The organism is Paracoccus sp. FO-3 (genome assembly GCF_006386455.1).
GTDB lineage: Bacteria > Pseudomonadota > Alphaproteobacteria > Rhodobacterales > Rhodobacteraceae > Paracoccus > Paracoccus versutus.
In genome coordinates this window covers 14,559-40,209 of record NZ_VCBQ01000019.1, presented here as the reverse complement: position 1 = coordinate 40,209, position 25,651 = coordinate 14,559, and the positions used below count along the sequence as shown (strand labels likewise).

The window sequence follows — 25,651 nt, the reverse complement described above, 5'->3', positions numbered from 1 at the left end:
GTCAGTGGCAGGGGAAGCCGGTCGCGTGACGCACGTCATGGGCGGCGTCATGCAGGGTCTCGGCCTGCACCAGCCCGGACATGAAGATCAGCCCGAAGCCGATCGCGAAGGCGGCGATGGCGGGAAACAGGACCGAGGCACGGCTGGCGCCGGCGGCGGTCATGGGTTTTGCGGTCATCTGCGACCCTTTCCTTTGGTCGTCCAACCCGACGACATTGCGGTTCCATGCATCGGCAGGTCTCCTGGCTTGCGGGTCACGGCAGACGCCCGCCTTCCCGGCCGGATGGCCAGTGGCGCGATGGACGTCCGCTCTCCGCCTACAGTCGCGGGGGCGGCTGCGGATTTGGCCCCCGAGACGCCGAGGACCGCACCGCATTCCCTTTTGGCCCCGGAAAGGGGCACCGATACACGCGCATGTTACCTGCGATGCCGCGGCGGCGGCAAGCGGAATCGGGCGGCCGCTGCGGGCGGGGTCGAAGGCCGGGCGACGGGCCGGCGGGCGGCGCCGTCGCATGGGTATTTGGACAACGGAGAAGATGCCGGGGAATCGCGCGGGGGGCGGGCGGAAGGGGCTTGTCCGAATCAGGGTGCCGGCGGCCAGTCCAGGTCGACCCAGACCAGCCGGTGCGCGGAAGCGGCCAGCGCGGCCTTGGCCAGCGGTCCCTCGGCCGGCCAGAACACGCCCGAGTCCAGCACCTTGAGCGGCCTTGCCGGCAGGACGTAATCGACGCGCAGGTTGCCCGGCGGCTTGTCGTCCGGCCAGTCGCCGGTATCCAGCGCCGGATCGCCCCGGTGGCCGTCGTTCACCCCGCCCTTGGCCGCCGCGCCGCCCGCGCTGCGGGGCAGGGGGTCGGTGACATGGGCCATGATCCGGGCCAGCGCCTCGGGCCGGCCTTCGCTGTCCAGGGGGTCGAGGTTCAGGTTCCCGGCCAGAACGAAGGGGCCGTCGGGCAGGTGATGCAGCCAGAACGCCAGCTCGTCATGGTTGCGTCGCCCGTTCAGATCCTCGGGCCCGTCGAAGACCGGCGGCGTCGCGGACATGGCCAAGAGGTGCAGCGGCCGGCCCGCGACCGTGACCACCGCATCCCAATGCGCGGTCGAGGACAGGCGGCGGATGGCCGCCACCTCCTCGGGCAGCGGCGGCATCAGGTTGTCGGGCAGGTCGCGCCACAGGAAATCCGCGTAATCCTTGACCGGACCGATGGGATGGCGCGACAGGATCGCCATGCCCCCCTGTCCCGAGAAGGTGCCGAAGCCCTGCGCATCGTCGGCCGTGCCCAGCCGCCCGTCGGCGTTCAGGTCGAGCCCGGTCGCCATGCCGGAATTCGGCCGGGCGGCGAAGCGGTGCGGATAGTCCAGCCCGGCCTGCGCCAGCCTGGCGGCAAAGGCGTCCAGCGCGCTGTTCTCGTAATCCCAGTCGAAATGCGTCAGCAGCAGGATGTCGGGCCGGGTTTCCGCCAACACCTGCACCACGGCGTCGATCTGCGCATCCTTGCGGCCGAGGTCGCGCAACAAAAGCCCCGGCCCGTCGCGCGACAGGTCGGGGCTGAAGGTCGCGATCCGCAGCGGATCGGCCTGGGCGGCCAGGCCAAGGGCGGCCAGCAGGGCCGCCCCGGCCAGTGAGCTTACACCCAAGGCCGGCTCTGGGCCATCTGCGCCTCGTAGGCGTCGATGGCGGGGGCCTTTTCCATGGTCAGGCCGATGTCGTCCAGCCCGTTCAGCAGGCAGTGGCGGCGGAACGGGTCCAGCTCGAAGGGGAAGCTCTGCCCGTCCGAGGTGGTCACGGTCATGTTTTCCAGATCCACGGTCATGCGGGCGTTGGCGCCCTTCTTGGCGTCCTCCATCAGCACGTCCACCACCTCTGGCGGCATGACGATGGGCAGGATGCCGTTCTTGAAGCAGTTGTTGTAGAAGATGTCGGCGAAGCTGGTCGAGATCACGCAGCGGATGCCGAAATCCAGCAGCGCCCAGGGCGCGTGTTCGCGCGAGCTGCCGCAGCCGAAGTTGTCGCCGGCGACGATGATCTGGCTGTCGCGCCAGGCCGGCTGGTTCAGCACGAAATCCGGGATCTCGTTGCCCTGGGCGTCATAGCGCATCTCGTCGAACAGGTTCTTGCCCAGACCCGAGCGGTGGATCGTCTTCAGGAACTGTTTCGGGATGATCATGTCGGTGTCGATGTTGACCAGCGGCATGGGTGCCGCGATTCCGGTCAGGGTGGTGAACTTGTCCATGTCGTGATCCTCGCAGAATTGACTTGGGCCGCAGCGGCCCGTTAACCGAGACCCGTCCGGCGCCTTGCGCCATGGAAAGGGCTTCGCTGATGTTTTTCGGGTTTTCCAGCCTTGCGGCCCTGCGCGCCTGCATTGCGCGCGACTGGAGGCCGCAGATCGGAGACCCCGAGATCACCGGCTGGCTGACGGTGCTCTCTTACTTCCTGTGCTTCGTGCTGGCCGTCATGGTGCTGCGCCGCCGTCCGGCCGGCGCGGCGCGAGGGCTGTGGCTGACGATCGCCGGGCTGATGGCCTTCCTGGGGGTGAACAAGCAGCTGGACCTGCAGACCGCGCTGACCGCCACCGGACGCTGCATGGCGCGGGCGCAGGGCTGGTACGACGACCGCCATATGGTGCAGCTGGCCTTCATCGCCGGGCTGGTGCTGGGCGTGGCACTCGCGCTGGCCTGGACGACGAATGCCCTGCGCGGGCACATGCGCCGCAACGGCCCGGCCCTGCTGGGGCTGGCCGTGCTGTGCGGCTTCGTGCTGGTGCGCGCGGTGGGCTTTCATCATGTGGACAGGCTCATCAGCGCCGATTTCGCGAACATCAAATACAACTTCTGGTTCGAGAACGCCGGGCTCTGGCTGATTGCGATCAACGCCTTGATGCTGCTGCGGCGGGGCCGGTAAGGCCCCGCGCCGCTCGCCATCAGACGGTTTCCGCCAGCAGTTCGCGCACGTCGGTCAGGTGGCCCCTGATCCCGGCTGCGGCCGCCATCACCGGCGACATCAGGTGGGTGCGGCCGCCACGGCCCATGCGGCCCTCGAAGTTGCGGTTCGAGGTCGCGGCGCAGCGCTCGCCCGGCGCCAGCTGGTCGGGGTTCATGCCCAGGCACATCGAGCAGCCGGCCAGGCGCCATTCGAAGCCGGCGTCGATGAAGATCTTGTCCAGCCCCTCTTCCTCGGCCTGCATGCGCACCAGGCCCGAGCCCGGCACCACCATGCCGCGCACGCCCGGCGCCAGCCTGTGGCCTTTCAGGATGCCGGCGGCGGCGCGCAGATCCTCGATCCGGCCGTTGGTGCAGGAGCCGATGAAGACCGCGTCGATGCTGATCTCGTTCAGCGGCGTGCCCGGCTTCAGGCCCATGTAGTCCAGGCTGCGGCGCGCGGCCTCGACCTTGCCGCCCTCGAAATCCTCGGGCGCGGGCACCTTGCCGGTGATCGGCAGCACGTCCTCGGGCGAGGTGCCCCAGGTCACGACCGGGGCGATGTCCTCGCCGCGGATGGTGACGACCTTGTCCCAATGCGCGCCCTCGTCCGAGAACAGCGTCTTCCACCAGGCGACGGCGGCCTCCCATGCGGCGCCCTTCGGGGCGTGCGGGCGGCCCTTGACATATTCGAAGGTCTTTTCGTCCGGCGCGATCAGCCCGGCGCGGGCGCCGCCCTCGATCGCCATGTTGCAGACGGTCATGCGGCCTTCCATCGACAGGTCGCGGATCGCCTCGCCGCAATATTCGATGACATAGCCGGTGCCGCCGGCGGTGCCGGTGGCGCCGATCACCGACAGGGTGATGTCCTTGGCGGTCACGCCGGGACGCAGCTTGCCGGTGATCTCCACCTTCATGTTCTTGGATTTCTTCTGGATCAGCGTCTGGGTGGCCAGCACATGCTCGACCTCCGAGGTGCCGATGCCATGCGCCAGCGCGCCGAAGGCGCCATGCGTCGCGGTGTGGCTGTCGCCGCAGACCACGGTCATGCCGGGCAGGGTCCAGCCCTGCTCGGGGCCGACGATATGCACGATGCCCTGGCGGATGTCGTTCATCGGGTAATAGTTCAGCCCGAATTCGCGCGCGTTCTTGTCCAGCTCGGCGACCTGGATGCGGCCCTCGGGGTTCTCGATCCCGTCCACGCGGTCGGGCGTCGTGGGCACGTTGTGGTCCGGCACGGCGATGGTCTGGTCGGGGCGGCGCACCTTGCGCCCGGCCATGCGCAGCCCTTCGAAGGCCTGGGGCGAGGTCACCTCATGCACCAGGTGCCGGTCGATATAGAGGATGCAGGTGCCGTCCTCGGAACGCTCGACCACATGGGCGTCGAAGATCTTGTCGTAGAGGGTGCGGGGCGCGCCCGCGTTCGTGTTGCCGGTCATGGCTGTCTCTTTTCTGGAAGACTAGCTGGGAAAGGGCGGAGGGGGTGCCGCAGCCTGCGGCAGGGCGCGCGCAAGCGCCCGCTCCCGTCAAAGTCGGGCGGTGACGGACAGGCTTTCGCCGTAGAACCGGCCGGGCAGGCGGGCGCGGTCGTGAATGTCGAAATAGACGAATCCTCGCATAGGGGCATTAATAGGGCGATTTCACGTCATATTCAATATCGCCACACGGCCCTGTTAATTCCAAGTTGGGAAATGGTCCCTATCTTGGCGCCGAAAGACACGGGAAAGGGGACCGATCATGCTGATTCGCATCATCCTGCGGGCGATCCCGCTGATCTGCGTGGCCGTTTTCGCGCTGGCGGTGCATTGGGCGGACACGCCGCTGAAGCAGGCGCGGGCGGCGGCGGGTGCCGAAAGCCTGCATCTGGCCTGGGGCGCGGGGCAGGTCAGATGCGCCGATCCCTGGGGAAATCTGCCGGTTTCGGCCTGCCCGCCGGCGGATGCGTCCAGAAATCCGCTGCGCCTGCATTGAGCGGGCGCGATTCCGTGCTACATTGGTAAGGCCCCGGCGCCGGGGGAGATCGGCGTGATGACCGGAGGATGAACCCTGTCCAATACCGTCTCGCCGGCCGCTGCGCCGGCTGCGACCACCGCGGAATCCGGGCTGACGAGCGATCAGCTACTGGACCGCATTCTTGCCTCTCTTGACGACGACAAGGCCGAGGATGTCGTGACCATCGACCTGCGTGGCCGCTCGGCCATGGCCGATCACATGGTGATCGCCTCGGGCCGGAACGCGCGGCAGGTGGCCTCGATCGCCGAAAAGCTGGTCGAGCGCCTGAAGGAACAGACCGGCCGCTCGGCCCGGATCGAGGGCAAGGAGACCGGCGATTGGGTGCTGATCGACACCGACGACGTGATCGTCCATGTCTTCCGCCCCGAGGTCCGCGAGTTCTATCAGCTGGAAAAGATGTGGATGCCCGCCGACGCCCTGCGTTCGGCCACGCTTGAGCGGCTGCGCGCCGAACACGCCGCCATCGAGGCCGGCAAGCACCAGATCTGATCCATGCGCATGGTCATTGCCGCGGTCGGGCGGCTGCGGCAGGGCCCCGAGGCGAAGCTGATCGCCGATTACCTGGACCGTCACGCCAAGGCGGGCCGCGGTCTGGGCCTGCCCCCCGTCACCCTGGCCGAGGTCGACGACCGTCGCGGCGGCGGCATGGCGGCCGAGGCGGCGCTGCTGGCCAGGGCCATCCCCGACGGTGCCGCCCTGGTGGTGCTGGACGAGCGTGGCCAGATGCTGAGTTCCCCCGAATTTGCCGCCCGCATCGCCGGCTGGCGCGACCAGGCGCGCGACATTGCCTTCGTGATCGGCGGCGCCGATGGCATCGACCCCAGCCTGCGCGACCGGGCCGATCTGGCGATCAGCTTCGGCCGCATGGTCTGGCCGCATATGCTGGTCCGCGTCATGCTGGCCGAGCAGATCTATCGCGCCACCACCATCCTGGCCGGCAGTCCCTATCACCGCGAATGACAAGCCGTTCAGATTGCTAGGATTTTAAGAAAACACCCGGCAAAGAGCGGGTGAAATCCGCCGGGAAACGGCTATGATGGGCATATCCAGATCAGTATCTTCGGGTGTGTCATGATTCCAACCGTTCACCAGATCCAAAGCCGGGCCGGTCCCGCCGCCACGCAGGCGGCGCGAGAGGTCGAAATCGTCGGTCCCACCCTTGCCCGCGCCCAGCCCGAGGTGCCCGCGGTCGAGGAATCCGGCGGCGTGGGGCAGGACATGCAGCTTGGCCACCAGGGCATCGACCATTCGCGGCAGGCCGCATCGGCCCAGGCTGTGCAGGGCGGCGGCTCGGCCGCATCCGCGGCCGAGGATGCCGACGGGCCGCAGGATCGCGCGGTGTTTCGGGCCAAGGTGATCCGCTTCCTGACCGCGATCTATGGCGACGATGAATCCTTTCAGCGCGCGCTGAAGCTGGGCACCATCGTGATTCGCGCCGTCGAGGATCAGCCGGAACCCGAGATGCGGCCGGAGCTGTCGCATGCGACTTATCGCCACGGCGCGGCCCAGGCGCAGCAGGCGCGGGCGGCGACGGAACGCCGGGGCGGCGGCCCGCCGCCGAATGTCGCGGCGGGCGATTTCGTGGCCTGGTGGCCGAAATAGCCCTGGCGGAAAGGCCGGGTTAGCCTGCTCGAATCCTGGCCGAGGGGCGGCCGGCGCGCTTTCCGACCGGGATGCGCTCGGCCTGCGGGCCGGCCTGCTCCAGCACCGGCCTTCCCGAGGCGAGGTCGTCGTAAAGCACCACGTCCGCCTGGGCCAGCAGCCGCGCGGCGCGCAGGGTCAGGAGTTCGATGTCGCCCGGACCCGAGGAGACGAAGCTGACAAGGTCGATCTGTTCACGCTGCCCCGGCTGTCCGACATGCTGGCGTCGTGATGCCTGCCCCGGTGCGATGCGATCCGCGGCGACGCTCCGGCGACCTGGGTCCGTAGCGCGTGGCGGCGCCGGGGCGGGAAAGGCTGCCGAACGAAAAAAGCGCCTGAGCGGGAAGGCCCGAACGAAAAGCGGTTGAGCGGGAAAGGTGCCCTACGAAAGATCCGCAGTCATTGTTGTGGCCCTCGGACGAAAGGCCCCCGAAGGATATAAAGGCCCCGAAGGATGGTGCCCTGCACCGGTAAGGGCGCCTGAAAGGAAAGGGCCCGTGACCGGAAAGGTTCGTGACCGAAATGGGCCGAGGCTGTGTGGAAATTCAGTCGAGCATGGCCGGGCATGGAACAATGTTCGCCTGCTGGCATTGCGGAGAGACTTTGTTCTAAGGCGGGCCGCCGTGAATGTATTTCTAAGGAAACTGTTCTTCGTAAATTTTCGGAGTTGGAGTTTTCACACAGCCTCGGCCGCGACCCCCAAAGGCCTGTGACCGAAGTAAAGGCCGCCGGGTCGGAAAGGTGGCCTGAACGGAAAGCGGCCTGAAAGGGCATCCGACCGAAGAAGGGGCCGGCGGAAGAAGGGGCCGACGGAACGAAGCAGCTAGCGGAACGAAGCAGCCAGCGGAACGCGACCGCGCATGATCGGCTGCATGACCGGCCATTCAGCGCCCAAAGCTGCGCGAAGCCGGGTGCCCAGGATCTGGGCCCGGCCGGCGCCTGCCCCGTTTCAGGGGCAGGGCACGACCCAGTTGTCGATGATCTCGACCGCCTCGTCGGCGCTTTCGACGAAGCTGATCAGCTCCAGGTCCTCGGGGCTGATGGTGCCGGCCTCGGCCAGCGCCTGCCAGTTGATGACCTTGTGCCAGAATTCCGGCCCGAACAGGATGAAGGGCACCCGCCTCATCCGGCCGGTCTGGATCAGGGTCAGCGCCTCGAACATCTCGTCCATGGTGCCGAAGCCGCCCGGAAACACCGTGACCGCCTTGGCCCGCATCAGGAAATGCATCTTGCGAATGGCGAAATAGTGGAAGTTGAAGCACAGGTCCGGGGTCACATAGGCATTCGGCGTCTGTTCGTGCGGCAGCACGATGGACAGCCCGATCGAGGCGCCGCCGGCCTCGTGCGCGCCCAGGTTGCCCGCCTCCATCACCCCCGGCCCGCCGCCGGTGCAGATCACGTTCTCGGCACCATAGCTTTTCAGGCTGCGCTCGGTCATCAGCCGGGCAAAGCGCCGCGCCTCGTCATAGTAATGCGACAGCGCCGCCAGGACCGGCGTGCGCGCGCCCTCGCGCCGCTCGGGCGAGGGGATGCGGGCGCCGCCGAACATCACCACGGTCGAGCGGATGCCGCGCGCATCCATGATCATCTGCGGCTTCAGCAACTCAAGCTGCAGCCGCACCGGGCGCAGCTCTTCGCGCAGCAGGAATTCGGTGTCGGTGAAGGCCAGCCGATAGGCCGGCGCGCGGGTCTGGGCCGTGTCGGGCGTGGTCTGCGCCACCGCCACGTCCTGATGGCTGTCGCGGAACGGGTGGCTGCGCTCGTCAAGTTCTGTCATCCAATCCTCTGGCCGAAACCGCCGCATTGCGCGGCCGCACCCCTCGGCTTATAGCCCTTGGGCAAGAGTTTCCACCGTTGAGAGGCCAGACCATGTCGAATGACGCCCTTGAAGCCGCCATCGAATCCGCCTGGGAGATCCGCGACCAGATCACCCCCGCCACCAGGGGCGAGGTCCGCGATGCCGTCGAGGCCACGCTGGAGGCGCTGGACAAGGGCGAGCTGCGCGTCGCCGAAAAGCGCGGCAGCGACTGGCACGTCAACCAATGGGCGAAAAAGGCCGTGCTGCTGGGCTTTCGCCTGAAGGACATGGAGGTCCAGACGGGCGGGCCGCAGGGCGGCACCTGGTGGGACAAGGTGGACAGCAAGTTCGCCCATTGGGGCGAGGCGCAATGGAAGGTCGCCGGTTTCCGTGCGGTGCCGAACTGCGTCGTGCGCCGCTCGGCCTATATCGCCAAGGGCGTGGTGCTGATGCCCAGCTTCGTCAACCTGGGCGCCTATGTCGACGAGGGCACGATGGTCGATACCTGGGCCACGGTCGGTTCCTGCGCGCAGATCGGCAAGAACGTGCACCTGTCGGGCGGCGTCGGCATCGGCGGCGTGCTGGAACCGATGCAGGCCGGCCCCACCATCATCGAGGACAATTGCTTCATCGGCGCGCGGTCCGAGGTGGTCGAGGGCTGCATCGTGCGCGAGGGCTCGGTCCTCGGCATGGGCGTCTTCATCGGCAAGTCCACCAAGATCGTCGACCGCGAGACCGGCGAGGTGATGTATGGCGAGGTTCCGGCGGGTTCGGTGGTCGTCGCCGGCTCGATGCCGTCGAAGAACGGCGTGAACCTCTATTGCGCGGTGATCGTCAAGCGGGTCGATGCGCAGACCCGCTCCAAGACCTCGATCAACGAGCTTCTGCGCGACTGAACCGTTGCGCCCCTGCACCGGGCTCGCCCTTGCGTGAGCCCGGCGTGAAACCCAAGCGCCGCCGCTGCGTTCAACCCGCACGAATGTCCTGAAAGCGGAGTTTCACATGCAGGGTTTGGGTTGGCTGGCCGCGATCATCGTCGGCGGTCTTGCGGGCTGGATCGCCAGCAGCATCATGAAGGCGGATACGGGGATCATCCTCAACGTCATCCTGGGCATTGTCGGCGCCATCGTCGGCAATGCGCTTCTGGGTCTGGTCGGGCTGAACGCCCAGGCCGGCAGCTGGCTGGCGCAGGGGGTCGCCGGGCTGATCGGGGCGGTGATCCTGATCTGGCTCTACCGCGCGGTGGCCGGATAGCGGAACCGGGCGGGGTCTTCCCGCCCCTTCCCGTCAGGCGGTGAAATCCGCCGCCTTCGCGCCGGTGAGGCGGAGCAGGTCGGCCGGCGCGATGGCAAAGACATGGCGCGGCGTGCCCGCCGCCGCCCAGACCAGGTCGAAATCCAGCAGGCGCGGGTCCAGCCAGGCCTCGATCTGCCGCAGATGCCCGACCGGGGCCACGCCGCCGATGGCAAAGCCGGTCTCGGCCCGGATCAGTTCGGCATCGGCCTTGCCCAGCCTTTGCCCGGCCACCTCGGTCGCCTTGGCCGGATCGACGCGATTGCCGCCCGCGGTCAGGAACAGCACGACATGGCCGCTCTCCTCGCCGCGGAAGATGATCGACTTGGCGATCTGGTCCAGCGCGCAGCCGACCGCCGCCGCCGCGCCTGCGGCGGTGCGGGCGCTGTCGTCGGTCTCGTGGATCCGGGCGGCAAGGCCCGCAGCCTCCAGCGCCGATCGCACCCGTCGCAAGCTCTTGCTCATTGTCACCTCCGTCCGTTTCGGGCGATATGACGGCAAATCGCGACGAAGGAAAAGCCATGCAACAGGTCTATACGCTTCTGGTCCAGGTCGGCCGCGCCACCGACGACGGCCTGCCCCAGGGCGCCACCGGCGCGGCGCTGGTCTGCTATGCCGCCGGCACGACCGAGGACGAGGCGGTGCGCGAGACCGTCGCCATCCTGAAGCAGGCCGGCCTTGCGCCGCTGGAAGTCACCGGCCACGGCAGCATCGATGAGCGCCTGGCCGAGGGCCACGAAATCCGCGACGAAGAGCGCGCCCTGATGGACCGCGCGCTGGCCGAGAACGCGGTGATCGTGGCGCAGATGGAGCCGCTCTGGGACGAGCAGGGCTGATCCGCCCCTATCCAGCCGCGCCCGGCTGGGCTAGACTGGCTGCGAGCAGAGCAGGCAGAACAAGAACACGGAACGGACAGGCAGAATGACCAGACGCATCTCGCGCATCGCGACCATGGCCATCCTGATCGGCACGCTGGCCGGCTGCGGCGTGTCGCTGAACCAGGGACCGGGCGCCGCCGGCGGCCATTTCGGCGGGCTGCCCACGGCCGGGGGGCAGGGCTCCGAGGCCGGTTTCCAGAACTGGGTGCAAAGCTTCCGCCCGCGCGCGCTGGCCTCGGGCGTCTCGCCCGCGACCTTCGACCGGGCCATGGCCGGGGCGCATTACCAGCCCAGCATCGTCGCGCTGGACCGCAAGCAGAGCGAATTCACCAAGCCGATCTGGGAATACCTCGACGGCGCCATCGGCACGCGCGGCGCGACCGGCCGCGCCAAGGCCGCGCAATATGCAAGCACGCTTTCGGCCATCGAGGCGCGCTATGGCGTCCCGCGCGAGATCGTGCTGGCCGTCTGGGGCATGGAATCCAATTTCGGCGCCAACCGCGGCAATACGCAGATCGTCCCGGCGCTGGCGACGCTGGCCTATGACGGAAGGCGCGGCGAATTCTTCGCCGGCGAGCTGGTGGCGGCCTTGCGCATCATCCAGTCGGGCGACGTGGACAGCGCCCATATGGTCGGCAGCTGGGCCGGCGCCATGGGGCATACGCAGTTCATGCCCTCGTCCTTCCTCGGCCATGCCGTGGACTTCAACGGCGACGGCCGCCGCGACATCTGGTCGGACGACCCGACCGACGCGCTGGCCTCGACCGCCAGCTACCTGCGCCAGAACGGCTGGCGCCCCGGCCAGCCCTGGGGGACCGAGGTGATCCTGCCGCCGGGCTTCGACTTCAACCAAGCCGGCAAATCGGTGCAGCATTCGGGCAGCCAATGGGCGGCGATGGGCGTGCGCACGATCAGCGGGGCGCCGGTGCCCTCGGGTTCGATCCTGGCGCCGGCCGGGTCGCGGGGCCCGGCCTTCCTGATCACCGAGAACTTCCGCGCCATCCTGAAATACAACGCCTCGGACAGCTACGCCCTCGGCGTGGCCTATCTGGGCGAGGCGATCGCCGGCCGCCGCGGCATCCAGGGCAGCTGGCCGCGCGGCGACCGCACGCTGTCGAACAGCGAAAAGGCCGAGATCCAGCGCCTGCTGATGGCCCGCGGCTTCGACACCGGCGGCGTGGACGGCAAGCTCGGCAGCCAGTCGGCCGAGGCGATCAGGGCCTTCCAGCGCTCGCGCGGCGTGACGCCCGACGGCTATGCCGACACCCGCCTGCTGGCCATGCTGCGCAGCTAAGGCAAAAGGGCGGCCCCGAAAGCCGCCCTTGCGCATTTCTCCGTTGCCCAAATACCCATGCCGCCCGCGCCACCCGGCGCGGCGCGGGCCGTTCAGGCCAGGATCTCGCGGAAATCGCCCAGAACCTGGGCATAGACATCGCGCTTGAAGGGCACGATGCCGTCGATCAGATCGGCCGCCCGCATCCATTGCCAGCGCTCGAACTCGGGATGCGCGGTGGCGATCCGCACCGCCTCATCCTCGCCCAGGAAGCGCATGGCGAACCATTTCTGCTTCTGCCCGCCATAGCGGCCCTTCCAGACCTTGCCCAGCAGCTCGGGCGGCAGGTCATAAGTCACCCAGCCGGGCGTTTCCATCAGCACGTCGACCAGGTCGGTGGTGACGCCGGTCTCCTCGACCAGCTCGCGCAGCGCCGCCTGGCGCGGGGTCTCGCCCTGATCGATGCCGCCCTGCGGCATCTGCCAGGCCGGGCCGGGGTTGTCGATGCGCTGCCCGGCAAAGACCAGCCCCGCCGGGTTGATCAGCACCACCCCCGCGCAGGGGCGATAGGGCAGGCCCGAGGGGCCCAGCAGGTCCGCGCTCATTCCGCCTGCGCCCCCTGGGCCGCATCCTCGCCGGTGACGGCGGGCTTCGCGGCATCGGGCACGGCCTGGGCGTGATAGTCCACCGCCGCCAGGCCCTTGAGGATGTCCACCGCATAGGCCAACTGGTAATCCTCCTCGCGCAGCTTGGCGGTGGCCTCGACCTGCTTGGCCTCTTCCTCGATCTGCTTGCGCTCTTCGTCGCTGATCGAATCGTTGTTCAGCGCGCCGCGCAGGTCGGCTTCCGAGTTCAGGAATTTCGAATCGGTCCGCGGCTGGCCGGCCTCTTCCTCGTCCTGGGGCTTGGGCGCGGGCTGTTCGACGATGATGTCGGGCTGGATGCCCAGCGACTGGATCGACCGGCCCGAGGGCGTGTAGTAGCGCGCCGTGGTCAGCCGGATGGCGCTGTCCGAGGTCACCGGCATCACCGTCTGCACCGAGCCCTTGCCGAAGCTCTTGGTGCCCACGACGATGGCGCGGCGATGGTCCTGCAGCGCGCCGGTGACGATCTCCGAGGCCGAGGCGGAGCCGCCGTTGATCAGCGTCACCATGGGCTTGCCCTGCGCCAGGTCGCCGGGCTTGGCGTTCCAGCGCTCGCTTTCCTCGGGCTTGCGGCCGCGGGTCGAGACGATCTCGCCCTTGTCGAGGAAGGCGTCCGAGACCTCGATGGCCTGGTTCAGCAGCCCGCCCGGATTGTTGCGCAGGTCCAGCACGAAGCCCGTCACCTTGTCGATGCCGCCGGCCTCCTTGATCGCCTTGTCCATCTCGGTCTTCAGGGTCGAGAAGGTCTCGTCGTTGAAGGTGGTGACGCGCAGCACCACGGCATGGCCCTCGATGCGGGTCTTGACCACGGTCAGCTTGATCGTGTCGCGGGTGATGGTCAGGTCGAAGGGCTCCTTCTCGCCCTCGCGCAGGATGGTGATCTTGATCTCGGACCCGACGGGGCCGCGCATCTTCTCGACCGCCTCGTCCAGGTTCATGCCCATCAGCGATTCGCCGTTCACATGGGTGATGTAGTCGCCGGCCTTGACCCCGGCCTCGGCCGCGGGCGTGTCGTCGATGGGCGAGATCACCTTGACCAGCCCGTCCTCCTGCCCGACCTCGATCCCCAGCCCGCCGAAGCTGCCGCGGGTCTGGGTCTGCATGTCGTCGTAATCCTTGGCCGACAGGAACGAGCTGTGCGGGTCGAGCGAGGTCAGCATGCCGTTGATCGCCGCCTCGATCAGCTTCTTGTCGTCCACCTGCTCGACGTAATCGGCGCGCACCCGTTCGAACACGTTGCCGAACAGGTCCAGCTGCTCATAGACCGAGGCGTTCCTGCCCGATTCCTGCGCGACCAGCGGGCCGGCGAATTGGGTGGCGACGGTGATGCCCGCAAGCGTGCCGATCGCCCCTGCCAGAAGATAATGTTTCATTCAGCTCCGTCCTGCCCGGTTGCGTTGCGGCTTGTCCCGTCCGCGGCCTCTCCGACAATGGGATTCATCACGAACCACTCTGCCGGGTCCAGTGTTTCCTTGCCCTTGCGAAGTTCAACATACAGTGTCTCGCTCTGTCCAGCACCGCCCCCGGCCGCGGCATCGGCGACGAATTCGGCGCCGAACTCCTGCGCGGGCGGCTCTTGCCCGCCCATCAGCCCCACCGGCTCTCCTGCCGTCAGGACGTCGCCCGTCTCGCCGAAGACCTGCGCCAGACCGGCGAATATCATCAGATACCCCCGCGCGGGCTCAACGATCATCACATTGCCGTAATCAAGCAGCGGACCGCGATAGCGGATTGTCGCAGGCCAGGGCAACGTGACCAGCGCGGCGGGCGCGGTGGCGATGACCATGCCCGGCCGGCGCACCCCCGCGGCATCGGGCTCGTCATAGCGGCGCAGCACCCGGCCCAGGGCCGGCAGCGGCAGGCTGCCCTGCGCGCCTTCGAAATCGGCCATGGGCGCGCCCACGTCCTGCTCCATCCCGGCGATGCCCGAGGCGAAGGCGTCCAGCGTATCGGCCGATTCCACCAGCGCGGTCAGTTCCCTGGGATCCTCGCCGAAGCGCACCGGCAGGCTGGAGCGGTCCGTCACCGCCGAGGCCAGAAGCCGGCGCGCCTCCTGCACCTGCCCAAGCCCCTGCGCCAGCGTGTTCGCGGCGTTCAGCTGGATGGCGCGCACGGCGCGGATCTCCTCCAGCTTCTGCTGCATGTCGCGGGCCTCGGCCTCCAGCCCCGGCGCGACCGAGGACAGGATCATCCCCGCGCGGGCCGAGGATTCCGGCCCCGAGGGATGCAGCAGCAGCACGGTCTCGGGCGATTTCTGCATCGAGGTCATCACCCCCAGCACCCGGCCCAGCCGCTCGCGGCGGGCGTCGAACTCGGCCCGGATCTCCTGCTCGCGGATGCCGGCACGACGCAAACCCTCGCGCAGCGCGGCCATGCCCTGCTCATAGGCGCGGATCATCCGGGTCAGCGAGGCGACCTGGTCGTCCTCGGTCAGCGCCTCGTCCAGCTGGCCCACGGCGGCGCGCAGCATGTCGGCCGCCTCGGCCGCCTCCTGCGCGGCCAGGTCCAGGGGCGAATCGTCCTGCGCGGGCGTCGCCGGCTGGGCCGGGGCCATCGAGCCGATGGCAAGGGCCACCAGCACCGGCAAGAACAGCCTGGCTCTCATGCCCGCCCGATCAGCGAGGTGCCGGTCATCTCGGGCGGCAGGTCCAGGCCCATCAGGTCCAGCACCGTCGGCGCCACGTCGGCCAGCCGGCCGTTCCGCAGGCTCGCGCCCTCGGGCCCGCCGAAGACGATCACCGGAACCGGGTTGGTGGTGTGGGCGGTATGCGGGCCGCCGGTCTCGGGGTCGATGGTGGTTTCGCAATTGCCGTGGTCGGCGATGACCACCGCGGCGCCGCCGGCCTTTTCCAGCGCCGCCAGCATCATGCCCAGCCCCTTGTCCACCGCCTCGCAGGCGCGGATGGCGGCGGGCAGGCTGCCGGTATGCCCCACCATGTCCGGGTTGGCATAGTTCACCACGATCAGGTCGTAGCCCGCCTCAATGGCCTCGACCAGTTTTGTGCTGACCTCGGGCGCGGCCATCTCGGGCGCCAGGTCATAGGTCGCGACCTTGGGGCTGGCCGGCATGAAACGGTCCTCGCCCGGCTCGGGGGTTTCCTTGCCGCCGTTCAGGAAGAAGGTGACATGGGGATATTTCTCGGTCTCGGCCAGGCGGAACTGACGCAGGCCCTTGGCCGCGACCCAGGCGCCCAGGGTGTTGACCACCTGCCGCTTGGGATAGGCGGCCTGCATGTATTCGTCATGGCTGGCCGAGTAATCGACCATGCCCAGAAGCGCCGCCCATTGCGGCCGCCTGCCGGTGTCGAAGGCGGCGAAATCCGGCTGGCCGATGGCGGCCAGGATCTCGCGCGCGCGGTCGGTGCGGAAATTGAGGCAGAAGAAGCCGTCGCCATCCCGCGCGCCGGCATAGCCCTCGATCACCGTGGGCTGGATGAACTCGTCCGTCTCGTCGCGGGCATAGGCATCGGCCACGGCCTGGGCCGCATCCGGCGCGGGCAGCCCCTCGCCGCGCACCATGGCGCCGTAGGCGCGTGCGACGCGCTCCCAGCGGTTGTCGCGGTCCATGGCGTAATAGCGGCCGATGACGGTGCCGATGCGGGCGGCCTCGGGCAGGGCGCGCTGAAGCTCGGTAACGAAGCCCGCGGCCGAGGTAGGCGCCACGTCGCGGCCGTCGGTGACGGCATGGACCACCACCGGCACGCCCTTGTCGGCCACGGCGCGGGCGGCGGCGATGACGTGCTGGAGATGGCCATGCACGCCGCCGTCCGAGACGACGCCCATCAGATGCGCCGTGCCGCCGCTGGCCTTGAGCTTGCGGATGAATTCACCCAGCGCGGCATTCTCGTAGAAGCTGCCGTCCTCGATCGCCAGGTCGATCTGGCCCAGGTCCATGGCGACGACGCGGCCGGCGCCGATATTGGTATGCCCGACCTCGGAATTGCCCATCTGCCCCTTGGGCAGGCCGACGTCCGGGCCGAAGGTCACCAGCGTCCCATGCGGGCAGTCGCGCATCAGCCGGTCGAAATTCGGCGTCCTGGCCTGGTCGGGTGCGCTTTGTTCGGGGCGCGAGGAAATGCCCCAGCCATCGAGGATGCAAAGGACGACGGGTTTCGGACAGCTCATGCGTCACCTCTTTCGCGGGTCGCGATGCTTCTACGACTGCGGGGCGCGCGGGGCAAGGTCGCCGCGGATCTTGCCGGATTCGTGAAGCGCCCCGCCTTTCGGTGCTGTTGCATGGGTATTTAATGCAACGAAGAAGCCCGCAGCCGGCCCAAGACTTCTTCGTTGTTCAAATACCCATGCGGCCGGGCCGCAGGCGCAAGACATGGCGTCTTAGGCGCGGGCCTCGGCCGCGATCTGGGCGGCGGATTTGCGGCCGCGCTCGGTCGCGGATTTCAGCTGGCCGCAGGCGGCCATGATGTCCTCGCCGCGCGGGGTGCGGATGGGCGAGGCATAGCCGGCCTTGTGGACGATGTCGGCGAAGGCCTCGATCCGCTCCCAGCTGGAGCGGCGATAGGGCGAGCCGGGCCATTCGTTGAACGGGATCAGGTTCACCTTGGCCGGGATGCCGCGGATCAGCCGGACCAGCCGGCGCGCATCCTCGTCGCTGTCGTTCACCCCGTCCAGCATCACATATTCGAAGGTGATGCGTTCCGAGTTCGACAGCCGCGGATAGTCGCGCAGCGCGTTGAGCAGCGTCTCGATGTTCCACTTCTTGTTCACCGGCACCAGCCTGTCGCGGGTCTCGTCGGTGGTGGCGTGGAAGCTGACGGCCAGAAGGCAGCCGATCTCTTCGGCGGTCTTGGCGATTTCGGGGACGATGCCGCTGGTCGACAGCGTGATGCGGCGGCGCGACAGGCTGATGCCCTCGCCATCCATCACCACCTTCATCGCGTCGCGGACATTGTCGAAGTTGTACAGCGGCTCGCCCATGCCCATCAGCACCACGTTCGAGACCAGCCGCGTCTCGTCCTTGGGCGCGCCGGGCTTCGGCCATTCGCCCAGGTCGTCGCGGGCGACCAGCACTTGGCCCACGATCTCGCCCGCGGTCAGGTTGCGCACCAGCTTCTGCGTGCCGGTGTGGCAGAAGGAACAGGTCAGCGTGCAGCCCACCTGGCTGGAGATGCAAAGCGTGCCGCGGTTTTCCTCGGGGATGTAGACGGTCTCGACCTCGTGCCCGCCATTGATGCGCAGCAGGTATTTGCGGGTGCCGTCGGCGCTGATCTGGCGGGTGACGATCTCGGGCAGCGCGATCTCGAATCTCTCGGCCAGCAGGGCGCGGTAGTCCTTGGCCAGGTTGGTCATCTGCGCGAAGTCGCGCACGCCCCAGTGATAGATCCATTGCCAGATCTGGCCCACGCGCATCTTGGCCTGCCGTTCCGGGGTGCCGGCCTCGATCAGCGCCTCGTGCAACTGCGCGCGGGTCAGGCCGACGAGGTTCCGGCGCGCCGTCTCGGGCAGCTTGCGCGGGATGGTCAGCAGATCCTGGGTGATCGGGGCGGCGGGCGTGACTGGCGACGGGGCGTTCATGGTTGGCGGGTCCGGGCGGCGAAAGGGGCAATGGGCCTATATAGGGCAAGGCGGCCCAAAAGAAAACAGGGGCTCGCGCCCCTGTCCGCCGCGGTTCCCGCAGCTGTAGTTTATTTGCAGGCAGCCTGGGCCTTGTTCGTCGCGGCGGTGATGCCCGACAGGCTGAAGGTGTCCTTGGTCACGGTGCCCCGCGCCGAGCGCCCGGTCACCACCGCGGTCGAGCCCGCACGCAGCGCCGAGACCAGCTTGGCGTCGTCGGCCGGCGAGCCGGTCCATGCGCTTTCGCCCTCGGTGAACAGCTTGAAGACATTGCCGCCGATATTCACCTCGACCGCCGAATCGGGCGCGAAGGGATAGCCGCCCGAGAACGAGACCTCGCCCGACTGGCCGGGGCGATAGGCGACGTAAAGCCGGATGTCGCCGCGCGTCACTTCCTTGGGCTTGCCGCTGGAATCCAGGTTCTGGGTGGATTTCGGGGCCGACACTGCCCAGCATTCCTTGGGGCTGGTCGCCGAGAAGACGGTCCAGTCGCCCTCGGTCCCGATCACATTCGTCGAGTCCTGGGCCAGGACCGGCGAAGACGCGGCGATCGCAATTGCGGCGGCTGCCGCTGCGGCGCGCGGCGCGAATTTCAACATGCTCTGGCCTCCTGCCATGGTCCGGTTCGATCCGGCTTGTTGCCGATGATGGTGGTGTTTTCAACCATCTGGCGGCAAGATAATGCGAAAAGGAAGGCGTGAAAAACCCCCGTTTGCGGAAAATCGCGCGATTGTCAGAGGAAAAACAGCCATGACCGCAGCCAGACTCATCGAATTGTGGCGGGGCGGGATGCGCGAAAGCACCCATCTGGGCCATGTGGTGATCGCGGATGCGAACGGCATCGTCGAGGCCTGGGGCAATCCGGGGGCGGTGATCTATCCGCGCTCGTCCTGCAAGATGATCCAGGCGCTGCCGCTGGTCGAAAGCGGCGCGGCCGACCAGGCGGGGCTGGGTAGCGAGCATCTGGCGCTGGCCTGCGCCAGCCACAGCGGCGGGCGCCTCCATACCGAGCGGGTCGCGGCCTGGCTGTCGGGCCTGGGGCTTGATGACAGCGACCTGCGCTGCGGCGCGCATCTGCCGGCCGACCCGGCCGAGCGCAAGCGGCTGGTCTGCTCGGACGAGAGCCCCTGCCAGGTCCACAACAACTGCTCTGGCAAGCATGCCGGCTTCCTGACGCTCAAGCGGCACATGAACGCGGGGCCGGAATATGTCGAGATCGACCACCCCGTGCAGCGCGCCGTGCGCCGCGCCTTCGAGGAGGTGACGGGCGAGGTCGCCACCGGCTGGGGCATCGACGGTTGCTCGGCGCCGAATTTCGCCTGCACGGTCGAGGGGCTGGCCCATGCCATGGCCGGATTTGCGCAACCGGCGGCCGGCAAGCGCGGCCAGGCACAGCGGCGCCTGGTCGAGGCGATGCTGGCCCATCCCGAACTGGTCGCCGGCGAGGGGCGGGCCTGCACCGAGTTGATGCGCGCCATGGACGGCCGTGCCGCGGTCAAGACCGGGGCCGAGGCGGTCTTCGTCGGCATCGTCCCCGAACGCGGGCTGGGGGTCGCGCTGAAGATCGCGGATGGCGGCACCCGCGGCGCCGAGGCCGCGATCACCGCGCTGATGGTGCATCTGGGCCTGTTGGAGGAAGCCCACCCGGTGGTGCAGAAATACCTGACTGCGCCCTTGCGCAACTGGCGCGGGTTGGCGACGGGCGAATTGCGCCGGGCGGAAGGGTTCCCGAGCTGATCCGGCCGCGGCTCCGGCGCGCAGCCTTCCCGAGCAGATCGGGGGCTTTGCCCCCGCGCGTTCCGCGCTCCCCCAGGATATTTCGACACGGAAGAAGCCAGGCGCCGGGCATTGCCTTTTTCCGAGGCCTTTTTCCGGGTTTCTTCCGTGGGCAAATATCCTGCGGGGGAAGCCCGTCGGGCTTGCCCGGCGGGCGTGGGGGCGCAAAGCCCCCATCCTTCAAAGAAGCTGCCAGACCAGCCGCAGCGCCAGCAGGGTCGAGGTCGCGACCAGCAGCGGCTTGATGACCCGCGCGCCGATCCGCATCGCCAGCCTTGCGCCCAGCAGGGCGCCGGCGATCTGCGCCACCGCCATGACGGCGCCGACCAGCCAGAGCGGCTTTCCTACCGCCGCAAAGGCGACCAGCCCGCCCAGGTTCGAGGCGAAGTTCAGCAGTTTCGTATGCGCCGTCGCCTTGAGGATGCCGTAGCCCGCCAGCATGACGAAGCCCAGCATGAAGAACGATCCCGTGCCTGGCCCGACCAGCCCGTCATAGAAGGCGACGAGGGGCACGACCGAGGCGGTGAAGGTGGCTGGGGTGATGCGGCGCATGCGGTCGGTATCGTCCAGTCCCGGCCTGAGGGCGAAGAAGGCGGCGATGCCGATCAGCACCACCGGCAGGCCGTAGCGCAGCGCCTGCGCCGGGATCCAGCTTACCAGCAGCGCGCCGCAGAGCCCCGCCGCGAAGGCGACCGCTGCCGCCCCGCTTTGCCCGCGCAGGTCCACGAGCCCGCTGCGGGCATAGGAGATCGCCGCCGTCGCCGCGCCGAAGACGCCCTGCACCTTGTTCGTCGCCAGCGCCTGCGCCGGGGGCAGGCCGGCCAGCATCAGGGCGGGGACGGTGATCAGCCCGCCTCCGCCGGCGATGGCATCGACGAAGCCGGCGGCGAAGGCGGCGCCGGCCAGCAGCAGCACGAGATCGAGGGAAAGTTCGAACATGCCGCCCCTTTGGGATGCCGCACGGGAAATGTAAAGCCGGCTCGGGCGGCGCGGCGGGATGCGCATTGGGGCATGCAGAAGCCGTTTGTGCCGGCGGCTTGAGTATTCGGGAAACGGTGAAGCCGCTCAGGCGCGGGGATGGGCGGCGCGATAGACCGCCAGCAAATGCGCGTCGTCCACGCCGGTATAGACCTGGGTCGTGGACAGGCTGGCATGGCCCAGCAGTTCCTGGATCGTGCGCAGGTCGCCGCCCGCCGCCAGCAGATGCGTGGCGAAGGAATGGCGCAGCGCATGCGGCGTCGCCGTCGGCGGCAGGCCCAGCACCTGGCGCGTCTGGCGCATCGCGGCCGCGACCAGCGTCGGGTTGAGCCGGCCGCCGCGGGCGCCGCGGAAGAGCGGTTCCTTGGCTTGCAGCGAATAGGGGCAGAGCCGCAGGTACTCGGCGATGGCCTCGCGCGCGATGGGCAGGACCGGCACCTGTCTTTCGCGCCCGCCCTTGCCGCGGATGGTCAGCGCCTCGCGCAGGGGCCAGTCGGCGCCGTTCAGTCCCAGCGCCTCGGAGATGCGCAGCCCGCAGCCCCAGAGCAGCGTCAGCACCGCCGCGTCGCGGGCGGCGATCCAGGCCTCGGGATGGGCGCCGGCGGTGATCTTCAGCACGTCCTGCGCCTGTTGGGGCGCCAGCGGGCGGGGCAGCGAGCGGGTGTATTTCGGGCTGCGCGAGGCCAGCGCCCTGGAGGCGTCGAAGCCGTGCCGGTCGGCCATCCAGCGGATGAAGCTGCGCGTGGCCGAGAGCCTTCGCGCCAGCGAGCGGGCCGAAAGGCCGCGGCCGCGCTCGGCGGCGGCGAAGGCGCGCATGTCGGTCTGCGTCAGCCCGGCCAGCGTTGCCGGCAGGGCGGGCGTGCCGTGATAGCCGCCGAGGAACGAGAGGAAGGCCAGCAGGTCCGCCTGATAGGCGCGGATCGTGTGGTCCGAACGGTCGCGCGTCGCGCGCTCGCTGTCGAGCCAGCGCGCGAGGTTGTCGGCCATGGCCGGGGCCAGCGCCAAAGGCTCGGCCCCGCCGGTCATTTCCTGAGCCAGGAGATCAGCGCCAGCCGGAACGCCTGGCCGAAGAAGCGCAGCAGATCCGTGCCCTGGGCCGGGTTGAAGCGCCCGACATCGGCCGAGCCCATCAGCAGCAGCGCCGGGAAGCGGCCGGGGCCGAGGTCGATGGGCAGAAGCGCCTCGGACCGGATCGGCGCGCGGGCGTCGCCATGGAAGGGCAGGGTCTCGCGCACGACGCCGCGCAGCACGATGTCGTCGCCGCGCGGCATCCGCCGCCCGCCCGAGATCAGCCGCGCCACCGTGCCAGGGGGGACGATCACCAGCGGGCTGCCGTCCTCTGGCTCGGGCACCTCGCCGCCCGATTCCATCACCAGCCGCAGGGTTTCCACCCGCAGGATCGGCGCGACGGCGATGTCGAGGTTTTCCAGGAACTCCTCGAAATCCGTCGGCTCCAGCAGCGACAGCACGGCGCGGTGGATGGTGTTCATCCCCGACTGGTTGTCATAGGCGGCCGAGATCACCGATTCATGCGCCGCCTCGAGCCGGTCGAGCCGCGCCTCGAGCGCCTGCATGGCGCGGCCGCGGATGTCGATGACGTTCTCGCCCACCTCGGCCTCGCGCGCGCCGATCAGCGCGCGCATCAGGTCGCGGTCGGAGAGGATCAGCTCGGGCTGCGCCAGCAGCCGGGCGCGGATGTCCTCGGTCAGTTCGGCCGCAGTCTGCTCGGTCATCAGACGATCTTCTGCCCGGTCTTGGCCCAGTCGGCGTTGAACTGTTCCAGGCCCCGGTCGGTCAGCACGTGATTCGCCATCGCCTTGATGACGGCGGGCGGCGCGGTGATCACGTCGGCGCCGATGCGGGCGGCGTCGGTGATGTGGTTCACCGAGCGGATCGAGGCGGCCAGGATTTCGGTCTGGAAGTCGTAATTGTCATAGATCTCGCGGATCTGGGCGATCAGCTCCATGCCGTCGAAGTTGATGTCGTCGAGCCGGCCGATGAAGGGGCTGATGAAGGTGGCGCCGGCCTTGGCGGCCAGGATCGCCTGCGCGGCGCTGAAGCACAGCGTCACGTTGACCTTGTGGCCCTGCGAGGACAGTGCCTTGCAGGCTTTCAGCCCGTCCCAGGTCAGCGGCACCTTGACGGTGATGTTCGGGGCGATCTTCACTAGGTGTTCGCCCTCGCGGATCATGTCCTCGGCCTTGGCGGCGACGACCTCGGCGCTGACCGGACCCTCGACGATGTCGCAGATCTCCTTGGTGACTTCCAGGATGTCGCGGCCCGATTTCAGGATCAGCGACGGGTTGGTGGTGACGCCGTCCACCATGCCAAGGTCGTTCAGCTCGCGGATGGCGGCGACGTCGGCGGTATCGACAAAGAATTTCATGCGGGGAAGCCCTTCTTGCGGTTTTGCCGTGGGTTTAGCGCATAACAGCCCGCGCGTGAAGTCCGGGCCGCGCGGCTTGCGGGGCAGAGGTCTTGCATGCCACTATCCCCGCCGCATGCAACCGGAGAATGACTTGGAAGCCTTTCAGCCCGATCTCGTCGCCCTGTTGCCGGCCCTGGCCGCCGGACCGTTGCTGGTGGGCAACTGGCCGCTGCTGCTGCTGATCGGCTGGGCCTCGCTGCCGGTCTGAGATGTCCCCGCCGCTTTTCTATTCCCATGGCGCGCGCATCGCGGTGCTGACGCAAGAGGTGGTCGGGGTCCTGGACTATCTCGCGCCCGAGGGCGGCGTGCGGCTGGGCCAGCTGGTGGTGGTGCCGCTGGGTCCGCGCCGGGTGATGGGTGCGGTCTGGGGGCCGGGTGTCGGCGATTTCGACGCGGCGCGGCTGCGGCCGGTGGCACGGCTGGTCGATGCGCCGCCGCTGGCGCCGGGGATGATCGAGTTCCTGACCCGCATGGGCGAATACACGCTGACGCCGCTGCCCTCGCTGTTGCGCATGGCGACGCGGGCGCCGGACCTGGACCAGCCGCCCTCGGCCCGGCGCATCATCCATCGCGCCGGGCCGGTGCCCGCGCGCATGACCGATGCCCGCGCCGCCGTGCTGCGGGTGATCGAGGATCACGGCGGCGCCGGCTTTGCGCCCGGCGAACTGGCGCAGCTGGCCGGGGTCAGTCCGGGCGTGGTGCAGGGGCTGGTCAAGGCCGGCACGCTGGCCGAGGTGCTGGCGCCGCGCGACACCCCCTATCCGCAGCTGGACCCCGCCTTGCCGGGCAAGCCGCTGGCTGCCGACCAGGCCGAGGCGGCCGAGGCCCTGCGCGACGCCTTGCGCAGCCGCGCCTATGGCACCACGCTGCTGCGCGGCGTCACCGGCTCGGGCAAGACCGAGGTCTATCTGGAAGCCGTGGCGGAATGCCTGCGGCAGGGCCGGCAGGCGCTGGTGCTGCTGCCCGAGATCGCGCTTTCGGCCGAGTTCCTGGACCGGGTCGAGGCGCGTTTCGGCGCCCGGCCCGGCGAATGGCATTCCGGCATCACCCGCAGCGAGCGGCGGCGGCTCTGGACCATGGCGGCGCAGAACCATGTCGGGCTGGTGGTCGGCGCGCGCTCGGCGCTGTTCCTGCCCTTTGCCGACCTGGGCCTGATCGTCGTCGATGAGGAGCACGATTCCAGCTACAAGCAGGAGGATGTCGTCTATTACAGCGCCCGCGACATGGCGGTGCTGCGCGCCAGCGTCGAGCAGGCGCAGGTGGTGCTGGCTTCGGCCACGCCCTCGGTCGAAAGCTGGGTGAATGCGGCCACCGGCAAATATCGCCGCCTGGACCTGCGCGCCCGCTACGGCACGGCGGACCTGCCCGAGATGGGCACCATCGACCTGCGCCAGCAAGAGATGGAGAAGGGACGCTGGATCAGCCCCCGCCTGGCCGCCGAGATCGCGGCGCGCCGCGACAGGGGCGAGCAGTCGCTCTTGTTCCTGAACCGGCGCGGCTATGCGCCGATCACCGCCTGCCGCGCCTGCGGCCAGCAGATCGGCTGCGACCATTGCGACGCCCGCATGGTCGAGCATCGCTTCCAGAACCGCCTGGTCTGCCACCAATGCGGCGCGACCAAGCCGATCCCGGTGGCCTGCCCCAGCTGCGGGGTCGAGGGCAAGATGACCGCCATCGGGCCGGGGGTGGAACGGCTGGCCGAGGAAGTGGCCGAGCGCTTCCCCGAGGCGCGGTCGACGGTGCTGTCCTCGGACCTGTTCCATTCGGCGCGGGCCTTGAAGGAGGCGATCGCCGAGATCGGCGCGGGCGGCACCGACATCATCATTGGCACGCAGATCGTCGCCAAGGGCCACAACTTCCCGCGCCTGACGCTGGTGGGCGTGATCGACGCCGACCTGGGCCTGCAAGGCGCCGACCTGCGCGCGGCCGAGCGCAGCTTCCAGCTGATGCGGCAGGTCGCCGGCCGCGCCGGGCGCGAGGGCGGCGATGCGCGGGGGATGGCGCTGTTGCAGACCTACCAGCCCGACCACCCGGTGATCCGCGCCATCCTGTCGGGCGAGGACGAGGCGTTCTGGGATGCCGAGGCGGCGGCGCGCCAGGCGGCGGGGATGCCGCCCTTCGGCCGGCTGGCGGGGATCATCCTGTCGCATCCCGACCAGCCCGTGGTCGAGGATTACGCCCGCGAGCTGGCCCGCCGCGCCGAGCCCCTGCGCGCCATCGGCGCCGAGCTTTTCGGTCCCGCGCCCGCGCCCATCGCCCGCATCCGCGCGCGCTACCGGGTGCGGATGCTGATCCGGGCGCCGCGGCAGGCGCCCTTGCAAGGTGCGATCTCGCAATGGCTGGGCCTGGCGCCGAAGCCGCCCACAAACCTGCGGCTGGCGGTGGACATCGACCCGCAAAGCTTTCTGTAAGCGCAAGCCGCGCCCCGGCCCTGCGGCG

27 protein-coding genes, 1 pseudogene and 1 riboswitch are annotated in these 25,651 nt (G+C 68.9%); of the genes and pseudogenes, 11 read left to right on the top strand and 17 right to left on the bottom strand.

Annotated elements, in window-relative coordinates:
* Position 1 precedes the first annotated feature (1 nt).
* The 3 genes from FE811_RS07545 to leuD all read right to left on the bottom strand — a co-directional run bounded on the left by FE811_RS07545 (position 2) and on the right by leuD (position 2,231).
* On the bottom strand, positions 2–178 hold the full coding sequence (locus FE811_RS07545) for a CbtB domain-containing protein (protein WP_024843046.1): 177 nt from the start codon (positions 176–178) through the stop codon (positions 2–4).
* A 36-nt stretch (positions 179–214) separates the two neighbouring features.
* Positions 215–421: riboswitch (cobalamin riboswitch) on the bottom strand.
* Between the two features lie 161 nt (positions 422–582).
* Positions 583–1,635 carry an endonuclease/exonuclease/phosphatase family protein gene (locus FE811_RS07540; protein ID WP_116223087.1) on the bottom strand — a complete coding sequence of 351 codons (1,053 nt, stop codon included), beginning with the start codon at positions 1,633–1,635 and terminating at the stop codon, positions 583–585.
* Positions 1,626–2,231, bottom strand: a complete 606-nt coding sequence (gene leuD, locus FE811_RS07535; protein WP_114535007.1) for a 3-isopropylmalate dehydratase small subunit — start codon at positions 2,229–2,231, stop codon at positions 1,626–1,628. Before leuD ends, FE811_RS07540 begins: the two co-directional genes overlap by 10 nt.
* Positions 2,232–2,320: 89 nt before the next feature.
* Here leuD and FE811_RS07530 point away from each other — a divergent pair, with 89 nt between their 5' ends.
* Positions 2,321–2,902, top strand: a complete 582-nt coding sequence (locus FE811_RS07530; RefSeq protein ID WP_052095767.1) for a hypothetical protein — start codon at positions 2,321–2,323, stop codon at positions 2,900–2,902.
* A 19-nt stretch (positions 2,903–2,921) separates the two neighbouring features.
* Here the strand turns inward: FE811_RS07530 and leuC are convergent, their stop codons facing one another.
* The gene (leuC, locus tag FE811_RS07525; RefSeq protein ID WP_036752053.1) at positions 2,922–4,358 is read right to left on the bottom strand and encodes a 3-isopropylmalate dehydratase large subunit; all 1,437 of its coding nucleotides are present in this window, start codon (positions 4,356–4,358) and stop codon (positions 2,922–2,924) included.
* Between the two features lie 298 nt (positions 4,359–4,656).
* Here leuC and FE811_RS07515 point away from each other — a divergent pair, with 298 nt between their 5' ends.
* From FE811_RS07515 to FE811_RS07500, 4 genes are all read left to right on the top strand, one after another.
* Positions 4,657–4,890: a hypothetical protein gene (locus FE811_RS07515; protein ID WP_036752050.1), complete on the top strand. Its 234-nt coding sequence runs from the start codon at positions 4,657–4,659 to the stop codon at positions 4,888–4,890.
* Between the two features lie 132 nt (positions 4,891–5,022).
* Positions 5,023–5,421, top strand: coding sequence for a ribosome silencing factor (gene rsfS, locus FE811_RS07510; protein ID WP_114535008.1), 399 nt, complete (start codon positions 5,023–5,025; stop codon positions 5,419–5,421).
* Between the two features lie 3 nt (positions 5,422–5,424).
* Positions 5,425–5,892 (top strand): 23S rRNA (pseudouridine(1915)-N(3))-methyltransferase RlmH, encoded by a 468-nt coding sequence (gene rlmH, locus FE811_RS07505; RefSeq protein ID WP_114535009.1) that lies wholly within the window; start codon positions 5,425–5,427, stop codon positions 5,890–5,892.
* Between the two features lie 111 nt (positions 5,893–6,003).
* Positions 6,004–6,534, top strand: coding sequence for a hypothetical protein (locus tag FE811_RS07500; protein ID WP_116223086.1), 531 nt, complete (start codon positions 6,004–6,006; stop codon positions 6,532–6,534).
* Positions 6,535–6,568: 34 nt separating this feature from the next.
* Here FE811_RS07500 and FE811_RS07495 read toward each other — a convergent pair.
* Positions 6,569–6,763: pseudogene (locus FE811_RS07495) on the bottom strand (SAM-dependent methyltransferase); the annotation flags it as partial.
* A 759-nt stretch (positions 6,764–7,522) separates the two neighbouring features.
* Complete coding sequence (locus FE811_RS07490) at positions 7,523–8,350, bottom strand: LOG family protein (protein WP_036752041.1); 828 nt, start codon at positions 8,348–8,350, stop codon at positions 7,523–7,525.
* A 92-nt stretch (positions 8,351–8,442) separates the two neighbouring features.
* Here FE811_RS07490 and dapD point away from each other — a divergent pair, with 92 nt between their 5' ends.
* Together dapD and FE811_RS07480 are read left to right on the top strand one after the other, a co-directional pair.
* Positions 8,443–9,267, top strand: a complete 825-nt coding sequence (dapD, locus tag FE811_RS07485; protein WP_036752038.1) for a 2,3,4,5-tetrahydropyridine-2,6-dicarboxylate N-succinyltransferase — start codon at positions 8,443–8,445, stop codon at positions 9,265–9,267.
* A gap of 106 nt (positions 9,268–9,373) precedes the next feature.
* A complete protein-coding gene (locus FE811_RS07480) occupies positions 9,374–9,625 on the top strand; it encodes a GlsB/YeaQ/YmgE family stress response membrane protein (protein WP_024843035.1) in 252 nt (83 codons plus the stop codon).
* A 33-nt stretch (positions 9,626–9,658) separates the two neighbouring features.
* On the opposite strand, the gene FE811_RS07475 is transcribed toward FE811_RS07480, so the two are convergent.
* On the bottom strand, positions 9,659–10,129 hold the full coding sequence (locus tag FE811_RS07475) for a YbaK/EbsC family protein (RefSeq protein WP_036752035.1): 471 nt from the start codon (positions 10,127–10,129) through the stop codon (positions 9,659–9,661).
* A gap of 56 nt (positions 10,130–10,185) precedes the next feature.
* Here FE811_RS07475 and FE811_RS07470 point away from each other — a divergent pair, with 56 nt between their 5' ends.
* Positions 10,186–10,500 carry a hypothetical protein gene (locus tag FE811_RS07470; protein ID WP_116223287.1) on the top strand — a complete coding sequence of 105 codons (315 nt, stop codon included), beginning with the start codon at positions 10,186–10,188 and terminating at the stop codon, positions 10,498–10,500.
* 85 nt (positions 10,501–10,585) lie between these two features.
* Positions 10,586–11,836 carry a lytic murein transglycosylase gene (locus FE811_RS07465; RefSeq protein ID WP_072461104.1) on the top strand — a complete coding sequence of 417 codons (1,251 nt, stop codon included), beginning with the start codon at positions 10,586–10,588 and terminating at the stop codon, positions 11,834–11,836.
* Positions 11,837–11,928: 92 nt separating this feature from the next.
* Here FE811_RS07465 and FE811_RS07460 read toward each other — a convergent pair whose 3' ends face one another.
* The 6 genes from FE811_RS07460 to FE811_RS07435 all read right to left on the bottom strand — a co-directional run bounded on the left by FE811_RS07460 (position 11,929) and on the right by FE811_RS07435 (position 18,629).
* Positions 11,929–12,420 (bottom strand): RNA pyrophosphohydrolase, encoded by a 492-nt coding sequence (locus tag FE811_RS07460; RefSeq protein WP_116223084.1) that lies wholly within the window; start codon positions 12,418–12,420, stop codon positions 11,929–11,931.
* Positions 12,417–13,832 (bottom strand): S41 family peptidase, encoded by a 1,416-nt coding sequence (locus FE811_RS07455; RefSeq protein ID WP_072461102.1) that lies wholly within the window; start codon positions 13,830–13,832, stop codon positions 12,417–12,419. The genes FE811_RS07460 and FE811_RS07455 overlap by 4 nt, the downstream gene beginning before the upstream one ends.
* On the bottom strand, positions 13,829–15,064 hold the full coding sequence (locus tag FE811_RS07450) for a murein hydrolase activator EnvC (RefSeq protein WP_036752022.1): 1,236 nt from the start codon (positions 15,062–15,064) through the stop codon (positions 13,829–13,831). The genes FE811_RS07455 and FE811_RS07450 overlap by 4 nt, the downstream gene beginning before the upstream one ends.
* On the bottom strand, positions 15,061–16,584 hold the full coding sequence (gpmI, locus tag FE811_RS07445; RefSeq protein ID WP_116223083.1) for a 2,3-bisphosphoglycerate-independent phosphoglycerate mutase: 1,524 nt from the start codon (positions 16,582–16,584) through the stop codon (positions 15,061–15,063). Before gpmI ends, FE811_RS07450 begins: the two co-directional genes overlap by 4 nt.
* Positions 16,585–16,794: 210 nt before the next feature.
* Positions 16,795–17,991, bottom strand: a complete 1,197-nt coding sequence (gene rlmN, locus FE811_RS07440) for a 23S rRNA (adenine(2503)-C(2))-methyltransferase RlmN (RefSeq protein ID WP_072461099.1) — start codon at positions 17,989–17,991, stop codon at positions 16,795–16,797.
* Positions 17,992–18,101: 110 nt separating this feature from the next.
* A complete protein-coding gene (locus FE811_RS07435) occupies positions 18,102–18,629 on the bottom strand; it encodes an invasion associated locus B family protein (RefSeq protein WP_036752013.1) in 528 nt (175 codons plus the stop codon).
* 151 nt (positions 18,630–18,780) lie between these two features.
* Here FE811_RS07435 and FE811_RS07430 point away from each other — a divergent pair, with 151 nt between their 5' ends.
* Positions 18,781–19,767, top strand: a complete 987-nt coding sequence (locus FE811_RS07430) for an asparaginase (RefSeq protein WP_116223082.1) — start codon at positions 18,781–18,783, stop codon at positions 19,765–19,767.
* 219 nt (positions 19,768–19,986) lie between these two features.
* Here FE811_RS07430 and FE811_RS07425 read toward each other — a convergent pair whose 3' ends face one another.
* From FE811_RS07425 to fsa, 4 genes are all read right to left on the bottom strand, one after another.
* Positions 19,987–20,745, bottom strand: a complete 759-nt coding sequence (locus FE811_RS07425; RefSeq protein WP_116223081.1) for a TSUP family transporter — start codon at positions 20,743–20,745, stop codon at positions 19,987–19,989.
* A 126-nt stretch (positions 20,746–20,871) separates the two neighbouring features.
* A complete protein-coding gene (locus tag FE811_RS07420) occupies positions 20,872–21,810 on the bottom strand; it encodes a tyrosine recombinase XerC (RefSeq protein ID WP_116223080.1) in 939 nt (312 codons plus the stop codon).
* Entirely contained in the window at positions 21,807–22,517 is a 711-nt protein-coding gene (locus tag FE811_RS07415; RefSeq protein ID WP_116223079.1) for a DUF484 family protein, read from the bottom strand. The genes FE811_RS07420 and FE811_RS07415 overlap by 4 nt, the downstream gene beginning before the upstream one ends.
* Entirely contained in the window at positions 22,517–23,170 is a 654-nt protein-coding gene (gene fsa / locus FE811_RS07410; RefSeq protein WP_036751998.1) for a fructose-6-phosphate aldolase, read from the bottom strand. Before fsa ends, FE811_RS07415 begins: the two co-directional genes overlap by 1 nt.
* A 251-nt stretch (positions 23,171–23,421) precedes the next feature.
* Between fsa and FE811_RS07405 the strand changes: the two genes are divergently transcribed.
* The gene (locus FE811_RS07405; RefSeq protein ID WP_116223078.1) at positions 23,422–25,623 is read left to right on the top strand and encodes a primosomal protein N'; all 2,202 of its coding nucleotides are present in this window, start codon (positions 23,422–23,424) and stop codon (positions 25,621–25,623) included.
* Positions 25,624–25,651 lie beyond the last annotated feature (28 nt).

Coding starts and splice junctions, on each gene's coding strand:
- FE811_RS07545 (WP_024843046.1), bottom strand. CDS start 178: ATGACCGCAAAACCCATGACCGCCGCCGGCGCCAGCCGTGCCTCGGTC.
- leuD (WP_114535007.1), bottom strand. CDS start 2,231: ATGGACAAGTTCACCACCCTGACCGGAATCGCGGCACCCATGCCGCTG.
- FE811_RS07530 (WP_052095767.1), top strand. CDS start 2,321: ATGTTTTTCGGGTTTTCCAGCCTTGCGGCCCTGCGCGCCTGCATTGCG.
- leuC (WP_036752053.1), bottom strand. CDS start 4,358: ATGACCGGCAACACGAACGCGGGCGCGCCCCGCACCCTCTACGACAAG.
- FE811_RS07515 (WP_036752050.1), top strand. CDS start 4,657: ATGCTGATTCGCATCATCCTGCGGGCGATCCCGCTGATCTGCGTGGCC.
- rlmH (WP_114535009.1), top strand. CDS start 5,425: ATGCGCATGGTCATTGCCGCGGTCGGGCGGCTGCGGCAGGGCCCCGAG.
- FE811_RS07500 (WP_116223086.1), top strand. CDS start 6,004: ATGATTCCAACCGTTCACCAGATCCAAAGCCGGGCCGGTCCCGCCGCC.
- FE811_RS07490 (WP_036752041.1), bottom strand. CDS start 8,350: ATGACAGAACTTGACGAGCGCAGCCACCCGTTCCGCGACAGCCATCAG.
- dapD (WP_036752038.1), top strand. CDS start 8,443: ATGTCGAATGACGCCCTTGAAGCCGCCATCGAATCCGCCTGGGAGATC.
- FE811_RS07480 (WP_024843035.1), top strand. CDS start 9,374: ATGCAGGGTTTGGGTTGGCTGGCCGCGATCATCGTCGGCGGTCTTGCG.
- FE811_RS07475 (WP_036752035.1), bottom strand. CDS start 10,129: ATGAGCAAGAGCTTGCGACGGGTGCGATCGGCGCTGGAGGCTGCGGGC.
- FE811_RS07470 (WP_116223287.1), top strand. CDS start 10,186: ATGCAACAGGTCTATACGCTTCTGGTCCAGGTCGGCCGCGCCACCGAC.
- FE811_RS07465 (WP_072461104.1), top strand. CDS start 10,586: ATGACCAGACGCATCTCGCGCATCGCGACCATGGCCATCCTGATCGGC.
- FE811_RS07460 (WP_116223084.1), bottom strand. CDS start 12,420: ATGAGCGCGGACCTGCTGGGCCCCTCGGGCCTGCCCTATCGCCCCTGC.
- FE811_RS07455 (WP_072461102.1), bottom strand. CDS start 13,832: ATGAAACATTATCTTCTGGCAGGGGCGATCGGCACGCTTGCGGGCATC.
- FE811_RS07450 (WP_036752022.1), bottom strand. CDS start 15,064: ATGAGAGCCAGGCTGTTCTTGCCGGTGCTGGTGGCCCTTGCCATCGGC.
- gpmI (WP_116223083.1), bottom strand. CDS start 16,584: ATGAGCTGTCCGAAACCCGTCGTCCTTTGCATCCTCGATGGCTGGGGC.
- rlmN (WP_072461099.1), bottom strand. CDS start 17,991: ATGAACGCCCCGTCGCCAGTCACGCCCGCCGCCCCGATCACCCAGGAT.
- FE811_RS07435 (WP_036752013.1), bottom strand. CDS start 18,629: ATGTTGAAATTCGCGCCGCGCGCCGCAGCGGCAGCCGCCGCAATTGCG.
- FE811_RS07430 (WP_116223082.1), top strand. CDS start 18,781: ATGACCGCAGCCAGACTCATCGAATTGTGGCGGGGCGGGATGCGCGAA.
- FE811_RS07425 (WP_116223081.1), bottom strand. CDS start 20,745: ATGTTCGAACTTTCCCTCGATCTCGTGCTGCTGCTGGCCGGCGCCGCC.
- FE811_RS07420 (WP_116223080.1), bottom strand. CDS start 21,810: ATGACCGGCGGGGCCGAGCCTTTGGCGCTGGCCCCGGCCATGGCCGAC.
- FE811_RS07415 (WP_116223079.1), bottom strand. CDS start 22,517: ATGACCGAGCAGACTGCGGCCGAACTGACCGAGGACATCCGCGCCCGG.
- fsa (WP_036751998.1), bottom strand. CDS start 23,170: ATGAAATTCTTTGTCGATACCGCCGACGTCGCCGCCATCCGCGAGCTG.
- FE811_RS07405 (WP_116223078.1), top strand. CDS start 23,422: ATGTCCCCGCCGCTTTTCTATTCCCATGGCGCGCGCATCGCGGTGCTG.